17 protein-coding genes and 1 pseudogene are annotated in these 20,332 nt (G+C 68.1%); 9 read left to right on the top strand and 9 right to left on the bottom strand.

Translation table 11 applies throughout. The annotated features are described in order from the left end of the window. Window positions 1–85: 85 nt before the first annotated feature. Complete coding sequence (locus DVK44_RS22625) at window positions 86–2,161, bottom strand: thioredoxin domain-containing protein (RefSeq protein WP_114661310.1); 2,076 nt, start codon at window positions 2,159–2,161, stop codon at window positions 86–88. A 196-nt stretch (window positions 2,162–2,357) separates the two neighbouring features. Between DVK44_RS22625 and DVK44_RS22620 the strand changes: the two genes are divergently transcribed. The 3 genes from DVK44_RS22620 (at window position 2,358) to DVK44_RS22610 (ending at window position 5,616) form a co-directional block, all read left to right on the top strand. After that, window positions 2,358–2,924, top strand: coding sequence for a Uma2 family endonuclease (locus DVK44_RS22620; RefSeq protein ID WP_114661309.1), 567 nt, complete (start codon window positions 2,358–2,360; stop codon window positions 2,922–2,924). A 472-nt stretch (window positions 2,925–3,396) separates the two neighbouring features. Continuing rightward, entirely contained in the window at window positions 3,397–4,236 is an 840-nt protein-coding gene (locus DVK44_RS22615) for an AbiJ-related protein (protein ID WP_162794014.1), read from the top strand. 48 nt (window positions 4,237–4,284) lie between these two features. Then, on the top strand, window positions 4,285–5,616 hold the full coding sequence (locus tag DVK44_RS22610) for a protein kinase domain-containing protein (protein WP_114661307.1): 1,332 nt from the start codon (window positions 4,285–4,287) through the stop codon (window positions 5,614–5,616). A 309-nt stretch (window positions 5,617–5,925) separates the two neighbouring features. Here the strand turns inward: DVK44_RS22610 and DVK44_RS22605 are convergent, their stop codons facing one another. From DVK44_RS22605 to DVK44_RS22585, 5 genes and pseudogenes are all read right to left on the bottom strand, one after another. Then, the gene (locus DVK44_RS22605) at window positions 5,926–7,599 is read right to left on the bottom strand and encodes a DUF262 domain-containing protein (protein WP_114661306.1); all 1,674 of its coding nucleotides are present in this window, start codon (window positions 7,597–7,599) and stop codon (window positions 5,926–5,928) included. A 2-nt stretch (window positions 7,600–7,601) separates the two neighbouring features. Continuing rightward, window positions 7,602–8,627 (bottom strand): hypothetical protein, encoded by a 1,026-nt coding sequence (locus DVK44_RS22600; RefSeq protein ID WP_114661305.1) that lies wholly within the window; start codon window positions 8,625–8,627, stop codon window positions 7,602–7,604. Beyond that, complete coding sequence (locus DVK44_RS22595) at window positions 8,617–9,879, bottom strand: DUF3696 domain-containing protein (protein WP_114661304.1); 1,263 nt, start codon at window positions 9,877–9,879, stop codon at window positions 8,617–8,619. Before DVK44_RS22595 ends, DVK44_RS22600 begins: the two co-directional genes overlap by 11 nt. A 254-nt stretch (window positions 9,880–10,133) precedes the next feature. Further along, a pseudogene (locus DVK44_RS22590) lies at window positions 10,134–10,292 on the bottom strand (DUF255 domain-containing protein); the annotation flags it as partial. Window positions 10,293–10,417: 125 nt separating this feature from the next. Continuing rightward, on the bottom strand, window positions 10,418–11,299 hold the full coding sequence (locus DVK44_RS22585; protein WP_114661303.1) for an SPFH domain-containing protein: 882 nt from the start codon (window positions 11,297–11,299) through the stop codon (window positions 10,418–10,420). A gap of 223 nt (window positions 11,300–11,522) precedes the next feature. Here DVK44_RS22585 and DVK44_RS22580 point away from each other — a divergent pair, with 223 nt between their 5' ends. Next, the gene (locus DVK44_RS22580) at window positions 11,523–14,813 is read left to right on the top strand and encodes a tetratricopeptide repeat protein (protein ID WP_114665364.1); all 3,291 of its coding nucleotides are present in this window, start codon (window positions 11,523–11,525) and stop codon (window positions 14,811–14,813) included. A 118-nt stretch (window positions 14,814–14,931) separates the two neighbouring features. On the opposite strand, the gene DVK44_RS22575 is transcribed toward DVK44_RS22580, so the two are convergent. Further along, the gene (locus DVK44_RS22575; RefSeq protein WP_408055351.1) at window positions 14,932–15,189 is read right to left on the bottom strand and encodes a hypothetical protein; all 258 of its coding nucleotides are present in this window, start codon (window positions 15,187–15,189) and stop codon (window positions 14,932–14,934) included. Next, window positions 15,182–16,063: a mycothiol conjugate amidase Mca gene (gene mca / locus DVK44_RS22570; protein WP_114661301.1), complete on the bottom strand. Its 882-nt coding sequence runs from the start codon at window positions 16,061–16,063 to the stop codon at window positions 15,182–15,184. Before mca ends, DVK44_RS22575 begins: the two co-directional genes overlap by 8 nt. Window positions 16,064–16,161: 98 nt before the next feature. Here mca and DVK44_RS22565 point away from each other — a divergent pair, with 98 nt between their 5' ends. Beyond that, a complete protein-coding gene (locus tag DVK44_RS22565; protein ID WP_114661300.1) occupies window positions 16,162–16,563 on the top strand; it encodes a DUF4307 domain-containing protein in 402 nt (133 codons plus the stop codon). Window positions 16,564–16,792: 229 nt separating this feature from the next. Next, complete coding sequence (gene greA / locus DVK44_RS22560) at window positions 16,793–17,290, top strand: transcription elongation factor GreA (RefSeq protein ID WP_114661299.1); 498 nt, start codon at window positions 16,793–16,795, stop codon at window positions 17,288–17,290. 122 nt (window positions 17,291–17,412) lie between these two features. Here the strand turns inward: greA and ilvA are convergent, their stop codons facing one another. Next, window positions 17,413–18,672 (bottom strand): threonine ammonia-lyase, encoded by a 1,260-nt coding sequence (gene ilvA, locus DVK44_RS22555; protein ID WP_114661298.1) that lies wholly within the window; start codon window positions 18,670–18,672, stop codon window positions 17,413–17,415. A 273-nt stretch (window positions 18,673–18,945) separates the two neighbouring features. Between ilvA and DVK44_RS22550 the strand changes: the two genes are divergently transcribed. From DVK44_RS22550 to DVK44_RS22540, 3 genes are read left to right on the top strand one after another with little or no spacing between them, the layout of a single operon-like run. Then, on the top strand, window positions 18,946–19,521 hold the full coding sequence (locus DVK44_RS22550) for a MarR family winged helix-turn-helix transcriptional regulator (RefSeq protein WP_114661297.1): 576 nt from the start codon (window positions 18,946–18,948) through the stop codon (window positions 19,519–19,521). Window positions 19,522–19,554: 33 nt separating this feature from the next. Continuing rightward, window positions 19,555–20,046 (top strand): sigma factor-like helix-turn-helix DNA-binding protein, encoded by a 492-nt coding sequence (locus DVK44_RS22545; protein ID WP_114661296.1) that lies wholly within the window; start codon window positions 19,555–19,557, stop codon window positions 20,044–20,046. Continuing rightward, entirely contained in the window at window positions 20,033–20,320 is a 288-nt protein-coding gene (locus tag DVK44_RS22540; RefSeq protein ID WP_114661295.1) for a hypothetical protein, read from the top strand. The genes DVK44_RS22545 and DVK44_RS22540 overlap by 14 nt, the downstream gene beginning before the upstream one ends. Window positions 20,321–20,332 lie beyond the last annotated feature (12 nt).

Raw genomic sequence — 20,332 nt, 5'->3', positions numbered from 1 at the left:
AGGGCCGATCGGGTGAATACTGCGTTTCAGTCCGATTCACGACCCGTAGGAAACAGGCCACCTAGGACGCACCTAGAACCTGCCCCTACTCGAACACACCCAATTCGGCTCTTAGTTCGCTTACTTCGGTGGTGGGTGCCGAGCAGACGAAACGTCGGCAGACGTACGCGGCGGCCTTGCCGGCGACGAGCGGCCGGTCCGCGAGCAGCGGGAACTCAGGTGCGCCCCCCGCACCACCTGACGGGCCGCCCGCCGTACCGTCCGGCTCCCCGACAGCCACGACGGCGCCGGGACGGGTGCCGAGCAGCGCGGCAAGGTGCAACGCCGCTCTTGTGCCGTCCCCCGCCGGTCCCACGACGGCGATCTCGCGCGGCCCGTCGAGGCGCGCCTCGGCGACCGCGAGCCCCCAGCCGATGAAGCGCGGCGCGCGCGGCCCGAGCGCCTTCACCACCCCGAGGGCACCCTCGGCCGCGTCGCGGTGGGCGGCGGAGCCGGTGTGCGCGGCGTACGAGAGGAGCGCGCCGGCGGCGGCCGTCCAGCCGGAGGGGGTCGCGTTGTCCATCGGGTCCTGCGGACGCCTGATCAACTGTTCGGCGTCGTCGGCCGTATCGAACAGCGTGCCACCGCTCTCCGCCACGAACTTGTCGAGCACAATGTCCAGCAAGAATCCGGCGAATTCCAGCCACACTCCCTCGCCGGTGACGCTCGCGAGCGCGAGGAACCCCTCGGCGACATCGCCGTAGTCCTCCAGCACCCCGGCATTGGCGCCCACCCGGCCGTCCTTCGACGTACGGGCCAGCCGGGCCGCGTCGTCCAGATGCACCCGTACGAGCAGATCGGCGGCCTCGGTGGCCCGCTCGATGAGGTCGGGCCGGTCGAAGTACGCGCCGGTCTCGGCCAGTGCGGCGATCGCGAGCCCGTTCCAGGCGGCCACGACCTTGTCGTCCCGGCCGGGCCGCGCCCGCTCCTCGCGCGCGGCGAGCAGCCGTGTCCGTACGGACTCGACGCGCTCCGCGTCCACCAGCCTCTCACCGACGGGGAGTTGCAGCACGGAGGCGCCGGCCTCGAACGTACCGTCGGCCGTCACGCCGTAGTACCGCTCGGCGAACTCGGCGTCCGCCTCCCCCAGCACCGCGCGCAACTGCTCCGGCGTCCAGACGTAGTACGCGCCCTCCGCGTGCTTCCCGCTGCCGGTGCCGTCGTCGCTGTCGGCGTCGAGCGCGGAGGCGAACCCGCCCTCGGGCGTACGGAGTTCCCGTACGAGGAAGTCGGCGGTCTCGACGGCGACCCGGCGGGCGAGATCCGATCCGGTGGCCCGCCAGAGGTGCGCGTACACCCGGCACAGCAGGGCGTTGTCGTACAGCATCTTCTCGAAGTGGGGCACCACCCACTCGCGGTCCACCGCGTAGCGCGCGAAGCCGCCGCCCAGCTGGTCGTAGATCCCACCGCGCGCCATCGCCTCGCAGGTGTGCGCGGCCATCTGGAGCGCGCCCTCGGAACCGGTACGGGCGTGATGACGCAGCAGGAACTCGACGACCATCGACGGCGGGAACTTGGGCGCCCCGCCGAACCCGCCGTGCTGCGCGTCGTACTCCCGCGTCAGCCCCAGCAACGCCTGCGACACCTCCTCCTCCCCCGGCACCCCGTCCCCACCGTGCGCCAGCGACCGCCCGGCCAGCTCCCGCACAATCCGAGCCCCCACCTCGGCGACCTCCTCCCGCCGATCGGTCCACGCGGCACTGACCCCCTCCAGCACCTGCGGAAACGACGCCATACCTGCACGGGGCGCGGGCGGAAAGTACGTACCGAAGTAGAAGGGCTCCGCATCCGGCGTCAAAAACACCGTCATAGGCCACCCACCCTGCCCAGTAGCCGCCTGCACGGCCTCCATATACACCGCATCCACATCGGGCCGCTCCTCACGGTCCACCTTGACGCTGACGAAGTGCGCGTTCAGGTACTTCGCGGTGGTGACGTCCTCGAAGCTCTCGTGTGCCATCACATGGCACCAGTGACACGCGGAGTAGCCGACCGACAGCAGAACGGGTACATCACGCCGCTTCGCTTCCTCGAACGCCTCGGGTCCCCACGGCCACCAGTCGACCGGATTGGCAGCGTGCTGAAGCAGATAAGGCGAGGTCACATCAGCTAGCCGGTTCATACGGCCCAGCCTCTCACAGCGCCTCCCGCGACCGGTGAAACGCTGACGAGCCCGCCTCACTTAGCCGAATTGCACTTATGCGCCATGACGTGGTGGGCGGCTCCTTCCTTTCCGAGTCGGGCAGCCCGGCACCTCGGAACAGTAGGCTTGGCGCAGCAGCGCCGGACCTGCCGAGGCCTCTCGAAGGAGGTACACCATGACCGCCGAGATGGTGGCGCCCGCGTGGATGCACACGCAGATCAGCGCGGAGCAGTACGACTCCTGGTCCGAGGAGCAGTGCGCCGGCATCGAGATCGTGGACGGGATGGTCGTCGTGAGCCCGAGCGCCTCCAAGCGCCACAACCGGCTGGCCCGCATCCTGGCCAACGCCCTGGACGCCGCCGCGGGCCCGGACTGGAACGCGGACACGGACTTCGACGTCCGTCTACAGGACGTTCCCCTCACCAATCGCCGCCCTGACGTCGTCGTCTACCGGGCAGAAACCATCGACCTCACGCCCACCCGACCCGAGCACGTGCTCCTGGTCGTCGAGGTGGTGTCGCCCGGCTCGGAGACCACAGACCGGATCGTAAAGGTGGACCAGTACGCCAAGGCTGGCATCCCCTTCTACTGGCGCATTGAACAGGCCGCCACCGGTGTCCCAATCGTGTACACCTACGTCCTCGACCCCGCCACCAAGGCCTACCGGGACGGCGAGATGTTCACCGGCACGGTGAAGGCCACCGCACCATTCCCTGTCACGGTCGATCTTGGGGTCCTGTAAGGACCCGAGAAGCCGCCCGGCTGTCGACGCTTGACCGTCAGCGTCCGCATCGCTTCTTCTCGGACCAATCGGGGCGGCACCTACAAGACCGACCCGGGCTTGGGCCTACAGCCGTCCGCGTACGCGGACGTCGCCGTCAGCGGCGAGACAGAAGGGCACCGGGAGACAAGAGCGATGCCCGCCGAGTCGAGCGTAGAAGCTCGTGCGGCGATCCTGGCCGCGCGAGACAACGGAGCAGCAACCGCCCGGCTGGCACGGTCAGTCAGGACTCACATAGCTGGTGATCACCATGTCGAGTCCCGCCACCGAGACGAAGGCGCCGAACGCTGGCTGCGACTGTCCGCCAGCGCGGTGGTCGGGGGCATCCTCTGAGGTTTCCTGAAAGTCGAGGCCTGGAGAAAACTTGGTTGGCACAATGGCGAAAATATCGAATCGTCTCCGTCTTCGACGACGATGAGCGCTAGGAATGATCTTGGACGACGCCAGCGAGGGCGAACGGATCTTGGCTCAAACCGCTTCGCTGTTCGCTGCCAGCGGCGATCTGGGCACTCTCGATCTGCTGCGCGCTGTGCAGCGCGTGGACTTCGAGCAGACCGACGACGGTTTCGTGACTGAGAGCAACTGGCATGACTACTACTGGGCAGCCGTGTTCTACGTCGAGGAGATCGATCGACCAGCGTTCACAACTGATGTGCTGACTCATGTCCAGCCCACGCTGACCGAGGTGTGCAAGCAAAACAGTCGTAGCGCTGTCGACCGGATCGTGGTCCGGCCAGTGCTGCCCGAACCAGCGGCTGATTGGCGTCAAGCTCTCGTCCCCGCCGCTACTCGAGCGACCGGTGTCGCTGAGAACCGGATCACAGAGGTCACGCGGCGTCGAATCATCGACATGCTGAAGCTGAGCGGCTTGAGCTGGTACGGCGCTCTGACTGACGCCGAATTCCTTGAGCGCATCTATGACCTGGGCAAACTACCGAGCACTGATAGTCGGTTCGAGACGGCCGAGGGGGACATTTACCAGCACCGGTTCAATAACGATGACTGGCAGGAGGACTGGATCTTCACCGATATTCGGTTCGACCTGCTGCGCGGCAGCGACGATACCTTCCTGCGCTTCCTTGCCGAGATGGTCCACCCTGTCGTGCGTCCGGACACGAAGGAGGTGGAACACCTGTTGGAGTTCTTTAACGAGGCCCTGGGGCGCGACAGCTACTCCATCGCTGCGGTCGACCGCATCAGCGGATTCCCCATCTACGCCGGCCGCCGCATCCCCGTCGCGTCCCCAGCGTCGCTCACCGCACGGGACAGGTAATCGAACGTTGACAGCTTCTCATCGAGTTCCGATACCACCGGCTACGAGATCGTCCGTGGCCGCGGCCGCGGCGAACGCAGGGACTATGCACTCGACCCTGCCCGCTGGAAGCACGGTGGCCAGGCGGACATCTTCCTGGCCACCCACAAGACAACACGGACTCGCGTCGTGTACAAGCGCCGCACCTCGTCATTGGATGACCCGATTGCGCGGATGAAGCGCGAGATCGAGATATCGCAGGTCCTCGAAGGCCACGCCCACTTCATGCCGATCCTCGACGCCAACGCCAACGAGGACTGGATCGTCATGCCCATCGCCGAAGCCACTGCTGCAGAACGCCAGAACGAGTTGCGGAACCCTCAGCGCATCCTTGGCCTGGTCAACAGCCTCATCGACGTGCTGTCAACGGCACACCAGCATGACTGGCTTCACCGTGACATCACGCCCTACAACGTGCTGCTACTCGACGGTCGCTGGATGCTCGCCGACTGGGGCCTCGTGCGACGCCCCCGTGGCCAGACCACAAAGCCCGACCGCACCCGCTCCTCCATCGGCACCGAGGGCTTCGCCGCGCCCGAACTCTCAACCTCACCGCATAACGCATCCCCGGCGAGTGACATCTACAGCATCGGCCGCTTGGTCGCCTGGGCATTGACCGGCGAGCGACCCCGACCTAACGTCCCGCTGTATCCAGGTCCAGAATGGGGAGCCTGGCGCACCGTTGTCCGACAAACTACCGAGCAGGAGCCCCAGAATCGTCCGCAGACCGTTCAGAGCCTCTTGGCTTTGATAAACAGTCAGCTTGCCGGTCCTTCAGTTTCGTTGGAAAGCCGTGTCCGTACCCTGCTCGTGGGCGCGAAGGAAGGAGAAGGAGACGCCGTCCGGGACGTGATCGGTTTGGCCGTCGAACACCCCCGACATTACGACCTGCATCTCCAAAGCCTTACCGCCCTCCCACCTGCGCCCGCAGTCCAGCACTTCATAAGCAGCCCCGCTCGTGCCGCAACCGTCCTTGGCTCACTCGCCAATCTGGTCAACGGGGATGGGAGCAGACGCGTCCAATTCGGCGAAGCCAACCTGACCGCCCTCTGGCTTCAGCAGATCGTGGCGGAGGCGGCAGCGCTCGAAGCATGGGACCTTCTCGACGAGTCCGTCCGCTGCATGCTGATCTGGGACGGAGCCTGGGACCAGTGGAAGGCACAGAACCAGATCGCCCCGTGGCTACGGCAGCTCTCTGGACACGCAGCCCAAATAGCGGCAGACGCACTCCAAGCGCACCCCAGCTCCGCCAGGCATTTCGGTCGACTCCTCCAAGACGACGCTATCCACAGGGCTATTCATCACGCAATCCAGGAGGCCATAGACCGCAGTCGCTTTTGATGACACAACGCCGACGGCCTGGATACCCCAGTTGCGACTGGGGACAGGCACAGGAAATTGGCGAAAGGGTGAACAGCAAATCCCATGCGCAGCAGCAAGGTGCGGACAAACTCTACACGCGCTGAAGCCGCATTCCGGCCGTCTGTCGGAGCCCTCAGGAGGAACCGCCTGGCTCAAAGATGACAACGATGGTGTCCCACTTCTCCTTGGCCAAGCAAGCAAGACGAGGTCACACCAGCCAGCCGGTTCATACGCGTCAGCCTCTTATAAGCCGGCGCTCTCGACGGCGAAACCTAGACTCGCTGCTCGTCATTCGGTGTCGATGTCGGCCTCTCCTACCTCCCTATCTGCCGACTCAATGCCCAGGCTCTCGATGAACTGTCTCTCCCGCGCGGCCAGATCGTGTTGACGCGCGAAGATGAATGCGGTGTGGTTGTGGGCCTTGAGGTGCTCAATGGACGTTAGGCTGACCCCGTGTGAATCCAGGACATTGGCCCTCCCCTCTTCCGCAAGCCGAATGAGCGCCTGCCGGATTGACATGCCTGGCGGCGTTGTCATGACGATCCGGTTGGCTGGGCTGGATGCCCCCGGAACTCCACTCTGGGTGATGATGTGTCGATAGGTCTCTCCGTGTGCTGTCGCTAGCTGCTCCAGCACGTTTACGGTGCTGCCATCGAAGTTCTTCCGTTCCGGGAACTCCTGCAGATCCCAGAGGAGGTAGGCACGTACCCGCGCACTGCGCAGGTCGAAGCGGTCGGGGAAGGCACGGGCCCGCTCACTCGGACAGCTGAGCCCGCTCTCTCCCTGCGCGAAGTCCCTCATCTGCTGGATCAATCTCCGAACCTGAGCGGCCGCAACTCCGGCGAAGGTACCTGCCAGCGACGTGGTCCAGAACCAGTTCCGGAGTCTGGCTCGTTGCTCCGCTTCCACCTCGTCGGAGAAGTGGAAGAAGACAGCGAGCAACATGATCTGGATGTTGTAGGGGACTAGGCGGCCTATCGGAACCCCGACCTCGCCTTGCAGAAACGCGACCACCTCTTGCAAGCTCCGCTCAGTGTCCTTCACGGCGGTCATAAGATGGCCTGGGACCCTGCCGGCCATCGTTTCCCAGGAAGACCCCCACTGCACGTCCTCCTCGCCAGAGAGCGCGAGGATGGTCTGGAAGATCGTCATGATTGGGATTTCGCCGAAGCCCGAGGCAGCGACCCGCCCCTTGATTTCCTCCATCTTGTCGCTGAGAGTCTCCGGTCCCGTGACTTTGTAGGTCAGGGCGGAGACCATGTGATCGGGCCTCATCTCCTGGCCACCGCTGTTGAGTCTGGAGAAGACCTCGATGGACTGGTGTAGATCGCCACCCTCCATGCGCACCACGGGGACCCTGTAGTTCTTCACGCGCCTGGCGATGCGCTCACTCTCCGCGATAAGGCGGTCGGCCTCCTCCCGAGAGCCAGTAGCATCGGACATCTTCCGCACGCATTCGAGGAAGTCCAGAGTCCTCAGCACGGCTCTCATAGGTAGGTAGTCAGTGGGAGCCGGCTCGCCACTCTTCCAATGCAGGTAGCGCACCCCTTCGTGATCCGATCGGGCAAGCGACCGGTAGACCCACCACATCCAGTCCTCCTGCCGGGTGGACCGTGGGGCGTCGACCGATCGGTAGAGGGACCCAAAGAGCGTCGAGAGCCGCTGGTGCCCGTCCAACACGTAGGCGACTTTCACTCCCTCCGGTGGCGAAGGAATGCTGATTCCGCCGATACTATCAAGGCTTTCAAGCGGCAGAGCCGTCTCCCAGACGAGGAAGCTCCCTATCGGGTAACCGCGCTCCAGACTATCAAATAGTTGCAGCATCTGTTCGGGACGCCACAAGAACGGGCGCTGGAATTTTGGCACACGCAACTCTCCCCGCGCAATCCGCTCCAGCAATTGCTCCAGAAAGTAGGCCTCCGGAACCACGGAGATATCCTTGAACGCCTCGACACCTCCCATGCTCAGATCACACTCCGAATCATTTCAAACATCGATCGCAATTCCTGCTTCGCGTCAAGTCCCAGGCCATCCAGATCTCGCTCCGATATCCCGCCGCGCATCACCTCTTGCAAGAATAAGCTCGGCAGGTCCGTTCCAAATCCCTCCTGAAGGACGATAAGATCCTGCTCTGCTACTCCGTCGTACAAATCGCCGTGGCGCGATGGGACGAAAAACGTCGTCCCCGCCTGCCTGGTGTGCCGTCTCTTTTGATCAGGACTCCGATGCGGCTTACCCTTGAACCCATGCTTCATGTCGAAGTGAGCACGCTGTTCCGGCAAAAGCGCCTTTAGGGATTCCAGGCGCTTGGCCATCGAAGACATTCCGGTAGTTCTTTTCGATTGTCGAGCCAAGACCCGGTTGGGAATATAGTTTTCCATCTCCCGGAAGCTGAGGACATGCGAACTCACGCCTCCGCAGGTTGCAGCATCAGCCTTCTCGTGATTCCCGGTCCGGTCTGCTGGGTAGAAACTATCGCTGTCGATGACAAGAACCACACGCTTGGTCCTAGAGAACTTCGCGGCTTGGTCGACAGCGTGCCAGGCCGCACCGTCCTTGCCGCCACCGTTGTACACACCGAGGCGGCTGCTTTCCTTGGCGTCAACGACGTCCTTGCAGTCCAGCAGGCGCGCGATTGCTTCGATCATCTGCCAGTCATAAAACGCGTTCTCCACAACCAACACGGCCGGCTGCTCCAAATCGCGAATGTCGCTCGCCAGCGTCTCGCCAGCCACCCTGACCACACCGTTGCTTTCACCATGCGGTGCCCAAGCCTGCGCCATGCTCGCCTTCTGTGCGAGCAGCAGGTAGGTCTGCGCCAAGGTCGGGACGTGACGCTGTAGGAACACTTGAAGGATGCCCACGTCGCGCGGGGATATCACCCACTCATGCCGTGCCTCCCTGAAGAACGTGATCAGCTTCAGTACGAGCTCCGCGTTCTCGTCACCCTCGCGGCCCCTCAGCAGGTCAACCGGAATCTCAACGCGCATCAGCGATCCGATTAGCCTGCGCGTCTGCGAGGGCGCGGACCTCTTCGAAGTCCTCTGCGAAGATTCCCCTAGGCCAGTAGTCGAGGTTGCCGAGAGTGTCTAGTTTGATCTTTCGCAAGGAAGCGGATCCATCGGCTTGTTCAACAAAGTAGACTTTCACTTCCTCCGGGCTTAGCTTCCGCTCCGCAACCCGCCGACGCAGCCTGAGGAGGAAGTTCTCACTGTGCGTTTCCACTAGGAATCGCACCCGTGACCCCCGAACGGCGTCAACATAGAGATCGGCGATCGCGGCATGCGCGGACGGATGGAGGTGAAGCTCGGGCTCCTCCACGATTTCGATCACGGACTTCACGGGCGGATCCACCCGGTCCGCAGCCCGTTGGATCACGATCGGGAGGAACTGGGCCACACCGGTGCCTACATCATCGAGGTGGACGACGAGTTCAGCATCATGCCGGGAACGCAGCTTGGGAACGTAAATTCCCGAGCCGACATCGGCGACTTCGAGGCGCCACCCGGGCAGGATTCCTGCCAGCAGGACATTGACCTCGCGGGCGAGCCGGCCACGCCCGTGCATCTCATCCGTGGCGAGCATGCCCAACGCCCTCTCACCCCAAAAGCCGACGCTATCCGATGCTCTGCAGGAGGATCGGAAGGAGCGCTCCGGACTCTTCCTGAAAGGCCCCAGGTACCGGATCTCGTCAAGCTCCTCTCGAATCCTCCTGGTGACTCCGTGCATACCGCCGACGGAGTCTGGCCAGTCTGCAGGATCGGGCAGCAGCCCACGGAACCCGACGCTTGCCTCGTGTCCGTCGACAAGATACGCGCGCTTCTCCGAAGAGTAGGCATCGCGACTGGGAATCCAAGTGAGATTCGTAACCTCTGAGTCACAGGAGATCTCCAACGAGGAAACCAACTGGATTCCCTGGTTGGCGATATTCTGGACCTCAGCGGTGGCATCGACGACCCTGCCACCCTCGATACCGAACGATGCCCCCATGCGGATTCGCCCGTGAGGCGAAGAGCCATGGATCAGATCGGTGAACGTTGGAGGGAATTCCTGGATCTGATCCGAGTCGAGAGGGTGCGGAGAATCCCCTCGGACCCCGGCCGAGAGAAGCGGGAGGGCTCGGACAACCGCACTCTTACCAGCATTGTTCCGACCCAGCACCACGGTGATCTTTCCAAGCTCCACCTCCTGCCGCTCTCTAAAGCAGCGGTAGTTCTCCAGCGAGAACCGTTCCAACGGCATTTAGGCCCCCGCTCGGTAACACCATGTCTGGATGTCTGGCGAGGCCGCGCTGGCCTCAGTGGACTCCGCTCCAGCGGCGCCACAACCTAACTACAGCAATGCTCTCAGACGACGGAAGCTCAGCGATCAGCTGGCGGTCCCCCGGTCGCAGCGCGTCCACCTCCAGGTGGCCACCACGTCCTGAGTGCGGGCGCAGGGCCCCTGTGCCTGAGATAGCGGGAGAGCTGCGGACTACTGGGTTCGCGAGTTCACTGGCACCAGTGACAGCTCGAATACCCCACACTCAGCAGCACGGGCACATCCCGCCGCCGCGCCTCCGCGAACGCCTCGGGCGACCAGGGCCACCAGTCGACGGGGTTGTCGGCGTGCTGGAGCAGGTAGGGAGAGGTCTCATGGGCCAGTCGGTTCGCCATACCTCCCATCCTGCCCCAGCCGGCCGGGCGGCCCGGCTCGCCGGTGTCCGCGCGGCGCCGCTCGGTCAGGCGCCGCTCAGGCGGCGGTCAGGCGCCGCGTGGTCGGTTGGGCGTTCGGGCCCGGGTCAGTTCTTGCCGCCGACGATTACCGGTGTGCCGCTGCCCGAGCCGCACGGGACCGTGTAGACCGGGTTCTCCTTCGCGGCCTCGCGGAACGCGTCGATGCACTGGTTCATGAGGACCTTGTCGCTGAGGGACTGCTCCAGGATCTTGTTCGCCTTCGCGATTCCCTCGGCCTCGATCCGGCGGCGCTCGGCCTCGGCCGTTGCCGTGCGGGCGGCTTCGGTGGCGCGTTCGGTGGCCTGCTGCTGCTGGATCTTCTTGTCGATCTGGTCCTGGAGCTGCTCGGAGGGCTTGACGTTGCGCAGGTTCACGGCCGTCACGGCGATGCCGCGCGGTGCGAGGCGCTGCTTGATCAGGTCGCCGATCTCGGCGTTGATCTTCTCGCGGGCGGAGGTGTAGCCCTCCTCGCTGGTGTGCTGGGCGAAGACGTTACGGACGATCTCCCGGCTGTCGGGGAACACCAGCCGCTCCTGGATCGCCTGCTCCGTCCCCGCGAGCCGGTACAGCTCCACGGCCTTGTCCGGCCTCACCGCCCACTTGACGGTCAGCTCCGCGTACATCACCCCGCCCTGCGAGGAACGCACCTCGACGACCTCCTTGCCGGAGAGGTTCAGGTCGACCGGGCGGGTCGAGAACGTCGTCACCGTGGTGAACGGCGACTTCAGATGGATGCCCGAGCCCCAGGGCTTCCCCACCTTCCCGAAGGCCACCGGCACCCCCACCTGGTACGCGCTCACCACGTGCACACAGCTCACCACGGCCGCCAGTACCGCCCCCAGCAGTGCGAACACACTCCCGATCCGCCACTTGGCCTGGGAGTTGAACCGGCCTACGACGTACAGCGCGACGGCTGCTATGAGAAGGATGACGGACAGCTCGAACATGTTCCCCCCAAGGAACTCAACCAGGCCCGGACCTGGCACTTGCCCAGTTTTTGGCAAAGTCCGGGAAGAGTAACCCACCGCCGGAAACGCCCGGGGGCGCCTCGTCGCGCGGCTTCGAGGAGGCAGCGCCGTACCCCGCCCCACCCCGCCGCGATCCGTACTCGCGCTCGCGCCGCCCAGCCGGGACAATGTGCTCTCACTCATGCTCGCGGAGGGAACGCACATGCGGGAAAGCCACCGCGCCGAGGCCGAGAGGCTGTTGGTGCGTGCCGTGGAGGAGGAAGTCCGGCGTTCCGGCGGGCGGAGCGAGGGCGGCGCGTTGCTGGCGCGGGGGCGCGGGTCGCTCGACGCCCTGGCCGCCGGGGCCGCCGAGGAGTACGCCGCGTATGTGCGCGCGCTCGACGCCGACGCGGCCGGACATCCCTCGCTGGCACAGCGGTTCAGCAAGCAGGCCATCGGGACACCGGCGCTCGTGACGTCCGTGGCCGCCATGGCCGCCGTCGGGGCCGATGTGGCGCTGGGCACGGCGACCGGGATCGCGCTCGGGGCCGGGGCCGTCGTCGCCGTGGCGGGGGCCGCGACGACCGTCGCGAAGGTGACCGTGTCGCACTGGCCGGCCGCCCACCGCCGCGCCGGCGCCGCCGGACAGCCGGGCGGCACCGAGCAGTTGAGGCTCCAGTGGCTGACGGCGCTGGAGGTACGGGGCATCCGCCCGTTCCTCGACCAGCAGCGGGTGCTGGCGTCGGCGACGAAGCGTACGGCCGTCAAGAAGCCCGCCGTCGTACCGCAGTTGCGCGGTGGCGACCGCAGCGCCGCCGCCCGCCGCCGTACGGTGCTGGAGCAGTCCTTCGCCCATCTGCCGGAGCCGGACGGGCCGTTCGCCGGGCGCCGCGCCGAACTGGCGCAGCTCACCCAGTGGGTGCAGGCCGCCCGCGCCTCGACCGAGACGAAGCCGACCGTCGTCGTGCTGTACGGGGACCCCGGATCGGGCCGCACCGAGCTGGCCGTACGGGCGGCGCACCGGCTCAGGGACCAGTTCCGCGGCGCGTGTGTGGTGGATCTGCGCGGCGGCGGCAGCCTGGAGGCGCCGCTGTCGACGCGGGACGCGCTGCTGCATCTGCTGAACCGGCTGGGCGCGCCCCGCGAGCAGCTGCTGTTCCGTGAGGGCTCCTCGCCGGAGCAGCAGGTGCGGCGGCTGAGCGAGCTGTACCACCAGCATCTGAAGGGGCTGCCCGTCACCGTCGTGCTCGACGACGCCTCCGATCCCGCGCAGGTACGGGCGCTGGTGCCCGAGCGCTCCGACAGCCTGGTGCTGGTGACGGCGCGCACCCGCCTCGATCTGCCGGCCGATGTGCCCGCGTGGGTGCACCAGCTGGAGGTGGCCGCGCTGGACGGCGCGGGCGCCGAGGAGCTGCTGCGGATCGCGTCCGGCGAGTCCGCCGAGGCCGCGGCGGGCCCGTACGACTTCCAGTCCGCCGACAGCGTGCGCGACCTGTGCGGCGGGCTGCCGCTCGCGCTGCGGATCGCGGGCTCCTCGCTCGGCGAGCGCACCGCGCTCGAACTGGCCACGGATCTCGCCGCGTACGGCCCGGTGGGCCCCGTCGAGCGGGCCCTGTGGCTGCGCTACACCGACCAGAACGACCAGGCCCGCAGGCTGCTGCGGCGGCTCGCGCTGGCCGGGCGCGCCTCGCTGGGCACCGCCGCGGCGGCGGCGCTGCTGGCGACCGACGAGGAGGAGGCGGCGCGGCTGCTGGCGGCGCTCTCCCGGGCCGGGCTGATCGATCACGTACGCGGCAGCCGCTACCGGCTGCACGATGTCGTACGGGCCTTCGTGCACGCCCGGCTGCGCGAGGAGGAGCCCGCCGAGGAGCGGACGGCGGCGCAGGAGCGGCTGATCCGCAACTACGGCGAGCTGGCCGACTCGGTGATCCGGCTGGTCGACGGCAAGACGTCCACCCGCGCGGATCTCTTCAGGACCGCGGCGAACTCACACGGATTCTCCTCGCTGGACGCGGCGCTGCGCTGGCTGGACGACGAGTCGAGCTTCATCACGGCGACGCTGCGGCACGCCGAGGGCGTCGACCAGCAGGCCGTCCTCGGGCTGCTCGGCGCGCTCTGCGACTACTGCCTGCTGCGCGGCGACCTCTACCGGCTGGGCGAGATCAGCGAGCTGACGCAGGCCGTGGACCAGGGTCTGCTGCTGCGCTCGGTCCAGTGGCGTACGGGTATCGCGGCCCGGCAGCTCGGCGAGCTGGACAAGGCGCGCTCTACGCTCACCTCGGTGGTGGGCCTCTACCAGGAGGCGCAGCACGACGCGGGCGCGGCCCGCGCGCTCTGCTCGCTGGGCATCACCCTGCACCACCAGGGCAATCTCACCGAGGCGTCGGCGAAGCTGCGGGAGGCGCTGGCGCTCCAGGCCGAGCCCTCGCTCGCCGGGGACCGCGGCTGGACGATGCACGCGCTGGCGGCGGTCGAGCGCGACCGCGGCGGCCTCGCGGAGGCGTTCGCGCTGCTGACGTCGGCGCTGGCGCTGCACCGGGAGAGCGAGTCGGTGCACGGTGAGGCGTGGGCGCACTACCAGCTCGGGCAGCTGTTCCTGCGGACGGGCGATGTGGCGCGCGCCGAGAGCGAGCTGCGGGCGGCGCTGGAGCGGTACGACCGGACGCACGACGCCCGCGGCGAGGCGTGGGCGCTGACCCAGCTGGCCCGCGCGCGGCTGGTGGACGGCGAGGCCGGGCAGGCCGTCGATCAGCTGCGCGAGGCACTTGCCCGGCACCGCGAGAGCGAGGACGCGCGCGGCGAGGCGTGGACGCTGTACTACCTGGGGCAGGCGCTGGAGGAGGACGGCGACCGCGACGAGGCGGTGCGCGAGCTGGGGCAGGCGCGGACGAAGTTCTCGCGGATGCGCGATGTGTACGGTCTGGCGTGCGCGCGTCATCACTCCGGGCGGGTCACCCGCGACCAGCGCGCCGCCCAGACCGGCAACCTGCGCAACTCCGGCTTCGCCCGTCAGCTGCTGGTGGACTCGCGCGCCGACTTCCACCGGATCGGGGTGGCGCACGGCGAGGCGTGGACCTGCCTGGAGCTGGCGATCGTCGACGCGGGCAACAACCGGCCCGCCCAGGCGCTGCAACTGTGCGACGACGCGCTCGCGCTCTTCACCTCGTACGGTGACCGGCGCGGCGCCGACTGGGCGCGCTTCCTGCGCTGCACGCTGCTGCCGTACGCGTCGGCGGGCGGGGTCGAGGTCGGCTCGGTGGTCGCCGAGCAGGAGCTGGCGGAGCTGTCCGCCGCCGGGCACCCGGCGCGCGAGAGCAAGCTCGCGGAGTCGGCGGCGACGTTCGCGGTGATCCTGGGGCGCGGGGTCCGGCTGGAGGACGGCTGGCAGGCGTGGGACCTGGGCATGGTCCCGAGCCGGCACGCGCGCGAGGTGATGGGCGTACCGGTGGACGTCTCGGCGGACGTGTCGCTGCGCGTATCGGCGGATGTGCGCGGAGACGTCACGCCGACCTGACACCTGAGGCCGTACGCCGTATGCCTACGGCGGCATCCCCGGTCACCGTACGCGCGCGTACGTACGTAGTACGTACGCGTTACGTGTACGGGTGACCGGGGAGGAGCCGGGACGCGCGCTACTCGCCGCCCAGTGGCTCCGAGGGCCGCGCCGTCGCCTTGGGCGGCTCCGGCGTCCGCGGCGCCTCCTCGAAGTTCACCCGCTCCATGTGGCGGCTCATGGACTTCATGAGCATCCACACCCCGCCCGCCATCACGGCGAACACGATGAACCCGAGCACCCCGGGCGTCACCTTGTTCTTGTCCAGCTCCTGGGCGAGGGGGATCACGTGCGTCACCGCTTGGGCGGCGGCCTGAGTCGCATACATATCAGGCATTGTCGCGGACGCCCGCGAAGAGGTCGCTCTCGGGGAGGGATGTGGTGACGAGCGCCTTCGCCAGCTCGTACTCCTCCGTCGGCCAGATCTCCCGCTGGAGGTCCAGCGGGATACGGAACCAGCCGCCGTCGGGGTCGATCTGGGTGGCGTGCGCGATCAGCGCCTTGTCCCGGATCTCGAAGAAGTCACCGCAGGGAACGTACGTGGTCAGCGTCCGCTCGTCCCGCCCGAACTCGTCCCAGCGCTTGAGCCACTCCCCGTACGGCGACTCCATGCCGCGCGACAGCAGCGCCTCGTGCAGCGCGACCGTACGCGGCCGGTTGAAGCCCTGGTTGTAGTAGAGCTTCACGGGCTGCCAGACGGGACCGAACTCGTCCTCCGGGTACTTCTCGGCGTCCGTCGCGCCCTCGAAGGCCACCATGGAGATCTTGTGGGTCATGATGTGGTCGGGGTGCGGATAGCCGCCGTTCTCGTCGTACGTGGTGATGACCTGCGGCCGGAACGAGCGGATCGACCGCACCAGCCGGCCGGCCGCCTCGTCGACGTCCGCGAGGCCGAAGCAGCCCTCGGGCAGCGGCGGCAGCGGGTCGCCCTCGGGCAGCCCGGAGTCGACGTACCCCAGCCACTCCTGCCGGATGCCGAGGATCTCGCGGGCCTCGTCCATCTCCTTCTTGCGGACTTCGTGGATGTTCGCCTCGATGAAGGCGTCACCCTGGAGCTTCGGGTTGAGGATGGAGCCGCGCTCGCCTCCCGTGCAGGTCACGACCAGCACGTCCACCCCCTCGGACACGTACTTGGCCATGGTGGCCGCGCCCTTGCTCGACTCGTCGTCGGGGTGGGCGTGAACGGCCATCAGTCGCAGCTGGTCAGTCAAGACTCGATCCTCAGTGATGTGTCGCATCGGTCGGCTTCTATAGTGACGGATATCGGAGGGCGGAAATTCCGGGTCGCCCGACTCCGAAGGGAACGATCATGACGGCGGTACGCGAGGACCTCCCCCAGGGCCGCTACGGCCGCTCTGCGGACCAGAGCGCGGACCGGCGGCTGCGGATCGTCGGCGGCGCGCTCGGGGCCGCTCTGCTCGTCCTGCTCGGCTGGTACGGCTATCACTACGTGGTCGACCGCAGTGTCTCCGGTGAGCTGATCAAGTTCAAACGGATTTCGGCGACGGCCGTCGAGGCCCATCTCGAAGTCCGCAAGGACCGCGACGCCACCGGCAGCTGTACGTTGCGCTCGATCGCGGAGAACGGCGCCGAGGTCGGCCGCAAGGACGTCCGCTTCGGCGCGGGCGAGACCCGGATCGACACGGTCGTCACCATCCGTACGACGGAGAGCGCGACAGCCACCGAGCTGGTCGGCTGCACGTCCGACTGACCGCCGGACGCGGCCCGGCCCTCACGGTCACGACGCGGCGCCGCCCCCGACGCCGATCCCGCACTGACCGGCGCTGACCTGGGCTGACCTGCGTTGATGGAATTCTGACGGCAATTGTCCTCCCCCTCGCGCCACTAAATTGTTACGCTCGTGGTTTCGCCCACCCGAGAGGGAACATCCTTCTGGGTAGGGCGTTGCTTTGTATTCCGAGTACCTACGAGGAGCACCTGTGACCCAGACCAGCGAGAACGTCACCTGGCTCACCCAGGAGGCGTACGACCAGCTCAAGGCCGAGCTGGACTACCTGTCTGGTCCCGCCCGCACGGAGATCGCTGTGAAGATCTCGGCGGCCCGTGATGAGGGTGACCTCAAGGAGAACGGCGGGTACCACGCGGCCAAGGAGGAGCAGGGCAAGCAGGAGCTGCGGGTACGCCAGCTCACGCAGCTGCTCCAGAACGCCAAGGTCGGCGAAGCACCGGCGGACGACGGCATCGTCGAGCCCGGCATGGTCGTGACGATCGCCTTCGACGGCGACCCGGACGACACCCTGGAGTTCCTGCTCGCGTCGCGCGAGTACGCCAGCTCGGACATCGAGACCTACTCGCCGCAGTCCCCGCTGGGCAGCGGCGTGAACGGCAAGAAGGCCGGCGACACCGCGCAGTACGAGCTGCCGAACGGCAAGAGCGCCACGGTGAAGATCCTCGACGCCAAGCCCTACCGGGCCTGACCGCCCTCACCCGCCCGCCGCACCGCCCGCACTTGTACGAGAAGGCCGGGACGCCACGCCAGGCGCCCCGGCCTTCTCCGTACTCAGCGTCCGTACGGGCTCACCGTCCGTACGGGCGACGCTCAGCCGAGGATCGTGTACCCGGCCGACCGCAGCGCCGCCGCGACCTCCGCGCAGTGCTCGGTGCCCTTCGTCTCCAGGTGCACCTCCACGTCCGCCTCCGTCAGCCCGAGCCGCGGATCGGTCCGTACATGGCTGACGTCCAGCACATTGGCGTCGGCCACGGACAGCACCCCGAGCATTGTCGCGAGCGCGCCGGGCCGGTCGGTGACCCGGAGGCGCAGGCTCAGATAGCGCCCGGCCGCCGCCATGCCGTGCCGCAGGATGCGCTGCATCAGTACGGGGTCGACGTTGCCGCCCGACAGGACGGCGACGACCGGTCCCCGGAACGCGCCGGGGTCTCTCAGCAGCGCGGCCACCGGGCTCGCGCCCGCCGGTTCGACGACCATCTTCGCCCGCTCCAGACAGAGCAGCAGCGCGCTGGACAGCTCGTCCTCGGTGACCGTGCGGACATCGTCCACCAGCTCCTCGATCAGCCGGAACGGCAGATCGCCGGGGCGGCCCACCTTGATGCCGTCGGCCATCGTCTGCCCGGCCGGCACCGAGACCGGGCGGCCCGCGCGCAGCGAGGGCGGATACGCGGCGGCGGCCGCCGCCTGCACCCCGATCACCCGGACGTCCGGGCGCAGCGACTTCACCGCCAGGGCGATGCCCGCGGCGAGCCCGCCGCCGCCGATGCCGACGACGATCGTCCGCACCTCCGGGCACTGCTCCAGGATCTCCAGGCCGACCGTGCCCTGACCGGCGATGATGTCCGGGTGGTCGAAGGGGTGGATGAAGACCGCGCCCGTCTCGCGCGCGTACTCCTGCGCGGCGGCGAGCGTCTCGTCGACGACCTGGCCGTGCAGCCGTACCTCCGCGCCGTACTCGCGGGTGGCGGCGACCTTGGGCAGCGGGGCGCCGACCGGCATGAAGACGGTGGACCGTACACCGAGCAGGGTGGAGGCGAGCGCGACGCCCTGCGCGTGGTTGCCGGCGCTGGCCGCGACGACGCCCGCCGCGCGCTCCTCGGGCGAGAGTCCGGCGATCCGTACGTACGCGCCGCGCAGTTTGAACGAGCCGGTCCGCTGGAGGTTCTCGCATTTGAGGAGGACAGGGGCGCCGATGAGCCTGGTCAGATAACGGCTGCCCTCCATCGCGGTGGCCCGTGCCACTCCGGCGAGGATTTTTCGCGCGCCGCGGATGTCTTCGAGCGTCAGGGGACGGGCGGAGCCCTTGGTGCTGCTGGGGTCGGAGGTGGCGCGGGACGTACCGAAGCTCATGTCAGCCAGTCTCGCAGCTCACTGGCTGAAAAGCGGTCGTCGGCGATCGCGGACGATCACAGTTGATCCGCCCCGGATCCCTCCCCCGGGTCCTCCCCGAGCCTCCCCCGGGTCCTCCCCGAGCCTCCCCCGGGTCCTCCCCGACCCTTCCCCGAGCCCGCGCGCAGCCCTCACCGATGTCGTCGCCGGTTTGTTCAGGGCAGGTACGGTCCCCGTTCCGGCCGCGTACTCTTTCCCCCAACCATCCGACCCCCGCACCAGAGAGCCACAGCCATGCCCCCTGTGCAGGACATGACTTCCGCTGCGTCGGCCGCCCCGGAAAGGCCCGTCGAACCCTCCGACGACGCCGCCCTCCTCGATGCACTCCAGCACCAGGTGGCCGTCTTCGCGCGGCGGGCCGAACAGACCCGGCTCGGCGGGGTCGGCCAGGTGCGCAACTCGATGGACCGCGCCGCGTATCTGCTGCTCAACCGGCTCGATCTGGAGGGGCCGATGGGTGTGAAGGCCCTGGCCGCCGGGATGGGGATCGACTCCTCGACCGTGACCCGGCAGGTCGCGCCGCTGGTCGACACCGGGCTGGTCAAGCGCGCCTCGCACCCGGAGGACGGCCGCGCGGTGGTGCTCCAGCTGTCGGCGCGCGGGCTCGCCCGGCTCGAAGAGGTCCGCTCGTCGCGCCGTGAGCTGATGTCGCAGGTCACAGACGACTGGACGGACGAGGAACGGCACTCCTTCACCACACTGCTGACCCGCTTCAACGGCGCGCTCGCCGCCCGCGCGGCCCGCGCCGCCGGGGAGTCGGGCCCGGGTACGGAGGCCGCGGAGCAGGGCGGCGCCGGTACGCCCTCTTGACCACGGCCCCCCGGCGGGCCGCACGATGAGACCGTGCGAGAGCGGCGGGAGGACCGGGATCGAGGTCGCGCCCGGGAGTTCGAGGCATTCGCGGCGGGCGCGGCCGGCCGGCTGCTGCATGCCGCCGTACTGCTGACGGCCGAACCGTCCACCGCCGCCCCGCGCGCCGAGCGCCTGCTGACGGCCGCGCTGGCCCGTACGTACGCGGAGTGGGACCTGCTTCGGGGCGAGGACCCGTACGACCGGGCGCGCCAGGCGCTGGCGCTGTGCTTCGTCCGGGGCGCGTGGCGCGTCCACTGGGAGCGGCTGAGCCCGCCCCGGCCCGCGGCGGGTCCGGGCGCCGTGGGCGTGCTCGGCGCGCTGGGCCCGCAGGAGCGGCTCGTCCTCGTCCTGCGGCTGTACGAGGGGCTCACCGACCGGCAGACGGCGTCGCTGATCGGGCTGCCGGAGGACCGGGTACGGGCGATCTGCGCGCGAGGGGTGGCGGCGATGCGGCGGGGGCGGGTGTCCCATGCCCGGCGGTAGCGGCCCGTCCGGCGGGAGTGGTACGAGCCGCCGGGAGGCCGAGGTGCGGCGGCTGCTGGACGACGCGCCTCCGGCGGTGCCGGTGGGCCTCGTCGCGCGGGCGACCGCGCGCGGCGCCCGGCTGCTGCGGCTGCGCAGGGCGGTCCGGCTGCTGCTCTGGGCCGTTCTGCTGGCCGCCGCGCTGGTCTTCACCGTCTGGGCGTGGACGGCGCATCCGTGGTACGTACCGCCGGCGGAGACGACACCGCCGCTGGAGGACTGCGGCGGCTGTTAGTCGTTTGCTGTG

It is taken from the genome of Streptomyces paludis (assembly GCF_003344965.1).
GTDB classification, from domain to species: Bacteria; Actinomycetota; Actinomycetes; order Streptomycetales; family Streptomycetaceae; genus Streptomyces; species Streptomyces paludis.
The sequence above is the reverse complement of the archived record's forward strand: the minus strand, read 5'-3'. Positions and strand labels throughout refer to the sequence as shown.

What these genes read in the sequence shown, in the direction of transcription:
- DVK44_RS22625 (WP_114661310.1), bottom strand. Translation starts at nt 2,161, where the DNA reads ATGAACCGGCTAGCTGATGTGACCTCGCCTTATCTGCTTCAGCACGCT.
- DVK44_RS22620 (WP_114661309.1), top strand. Translation starts at nt 2,358, where the DNA reads ATGACCGCCGAGATGGTGGCGCCCGCGTGGATGCACACGCAGATCAGC.
- DVK44_RS22605 (WP_114661306.1), bottom strand. Translation starts at nt 7,599, where the DNA reads ATGGGAGGTGTCGAGGCGTTCAAGGATATCTCCGTGGTTCCGGAGGCC.
- DVK44_RS22600 (WP_114661305.1), bottom strand. Translation starts at nt 8,627, where the DNA reads ATGCGCGTTGAGATTCCGGTTGACCTGCTGAGGGGCCGCGAGGGTGAC.
- DVK44_RS22595 (WP_114661304.1), bottom strand. Translation starts at nt 9,879, where the DNA reads ATGCCGTTGGAACGGTTCTCGCTGGAGAACTACCGCTGCTTTAGAGAG.
- DVK44_RS22585 (WP_114661303.1), bottom strand. Translation starts at nt 11,299, where the DNA reads ATGTTCGAGCTGTCCGTCATCCTTCTCATAGCAGCCGTCGCGCTGTAC.
- DVK44_RS22580 (WP_114665364.1), top strand. Translation starts at nt 11,523, where the DNA reads ATGCGGGAAAGCCACCGCGCCGAGGCCGAGAGGCTGTTGGTGCGTGCC.
- DVK44_RS22575 (WP_408055351.1), bottom strand. Translation starts at nt 15,189, where the DNA reads ATGCCTGATATGTATGCGACTCAGGCCGCCGCCCAAGCGGTGACGCAC.
- DVK44_RS22565 (WP_114661300.1), top strand. Translation starts at nt 16,162, where the DNA reads ATGACGGCGGTACGCGAGGACCTCCCCCAGGGCCGCTACGGCCGCTCT.
- ilvA (WP_114661298.1), bottom strand. Translation starts at nt 18,672, where the DNA reads ATGAGCTTCGGTACGTCCCGCGCCACCTCCGACCCCAGCAGCACCAAG.
- DVK44_RS22550 (WP_114661297.1), top strand. Translation starts at nt 18,946, where the DNA reads ATGCCCCCTGTGCAGGACATGACTTCCGCTGCGTCGGCCGCCCCGGAA.
- DVK44_RS22540 (WP_114661295.1), top strand. Translation starts at nt 20,033, where the DNA reads ATGCCCGGCGGTAGCGGCCCGTCCGGCGGGAGTGGTACGAGCCGCCGG.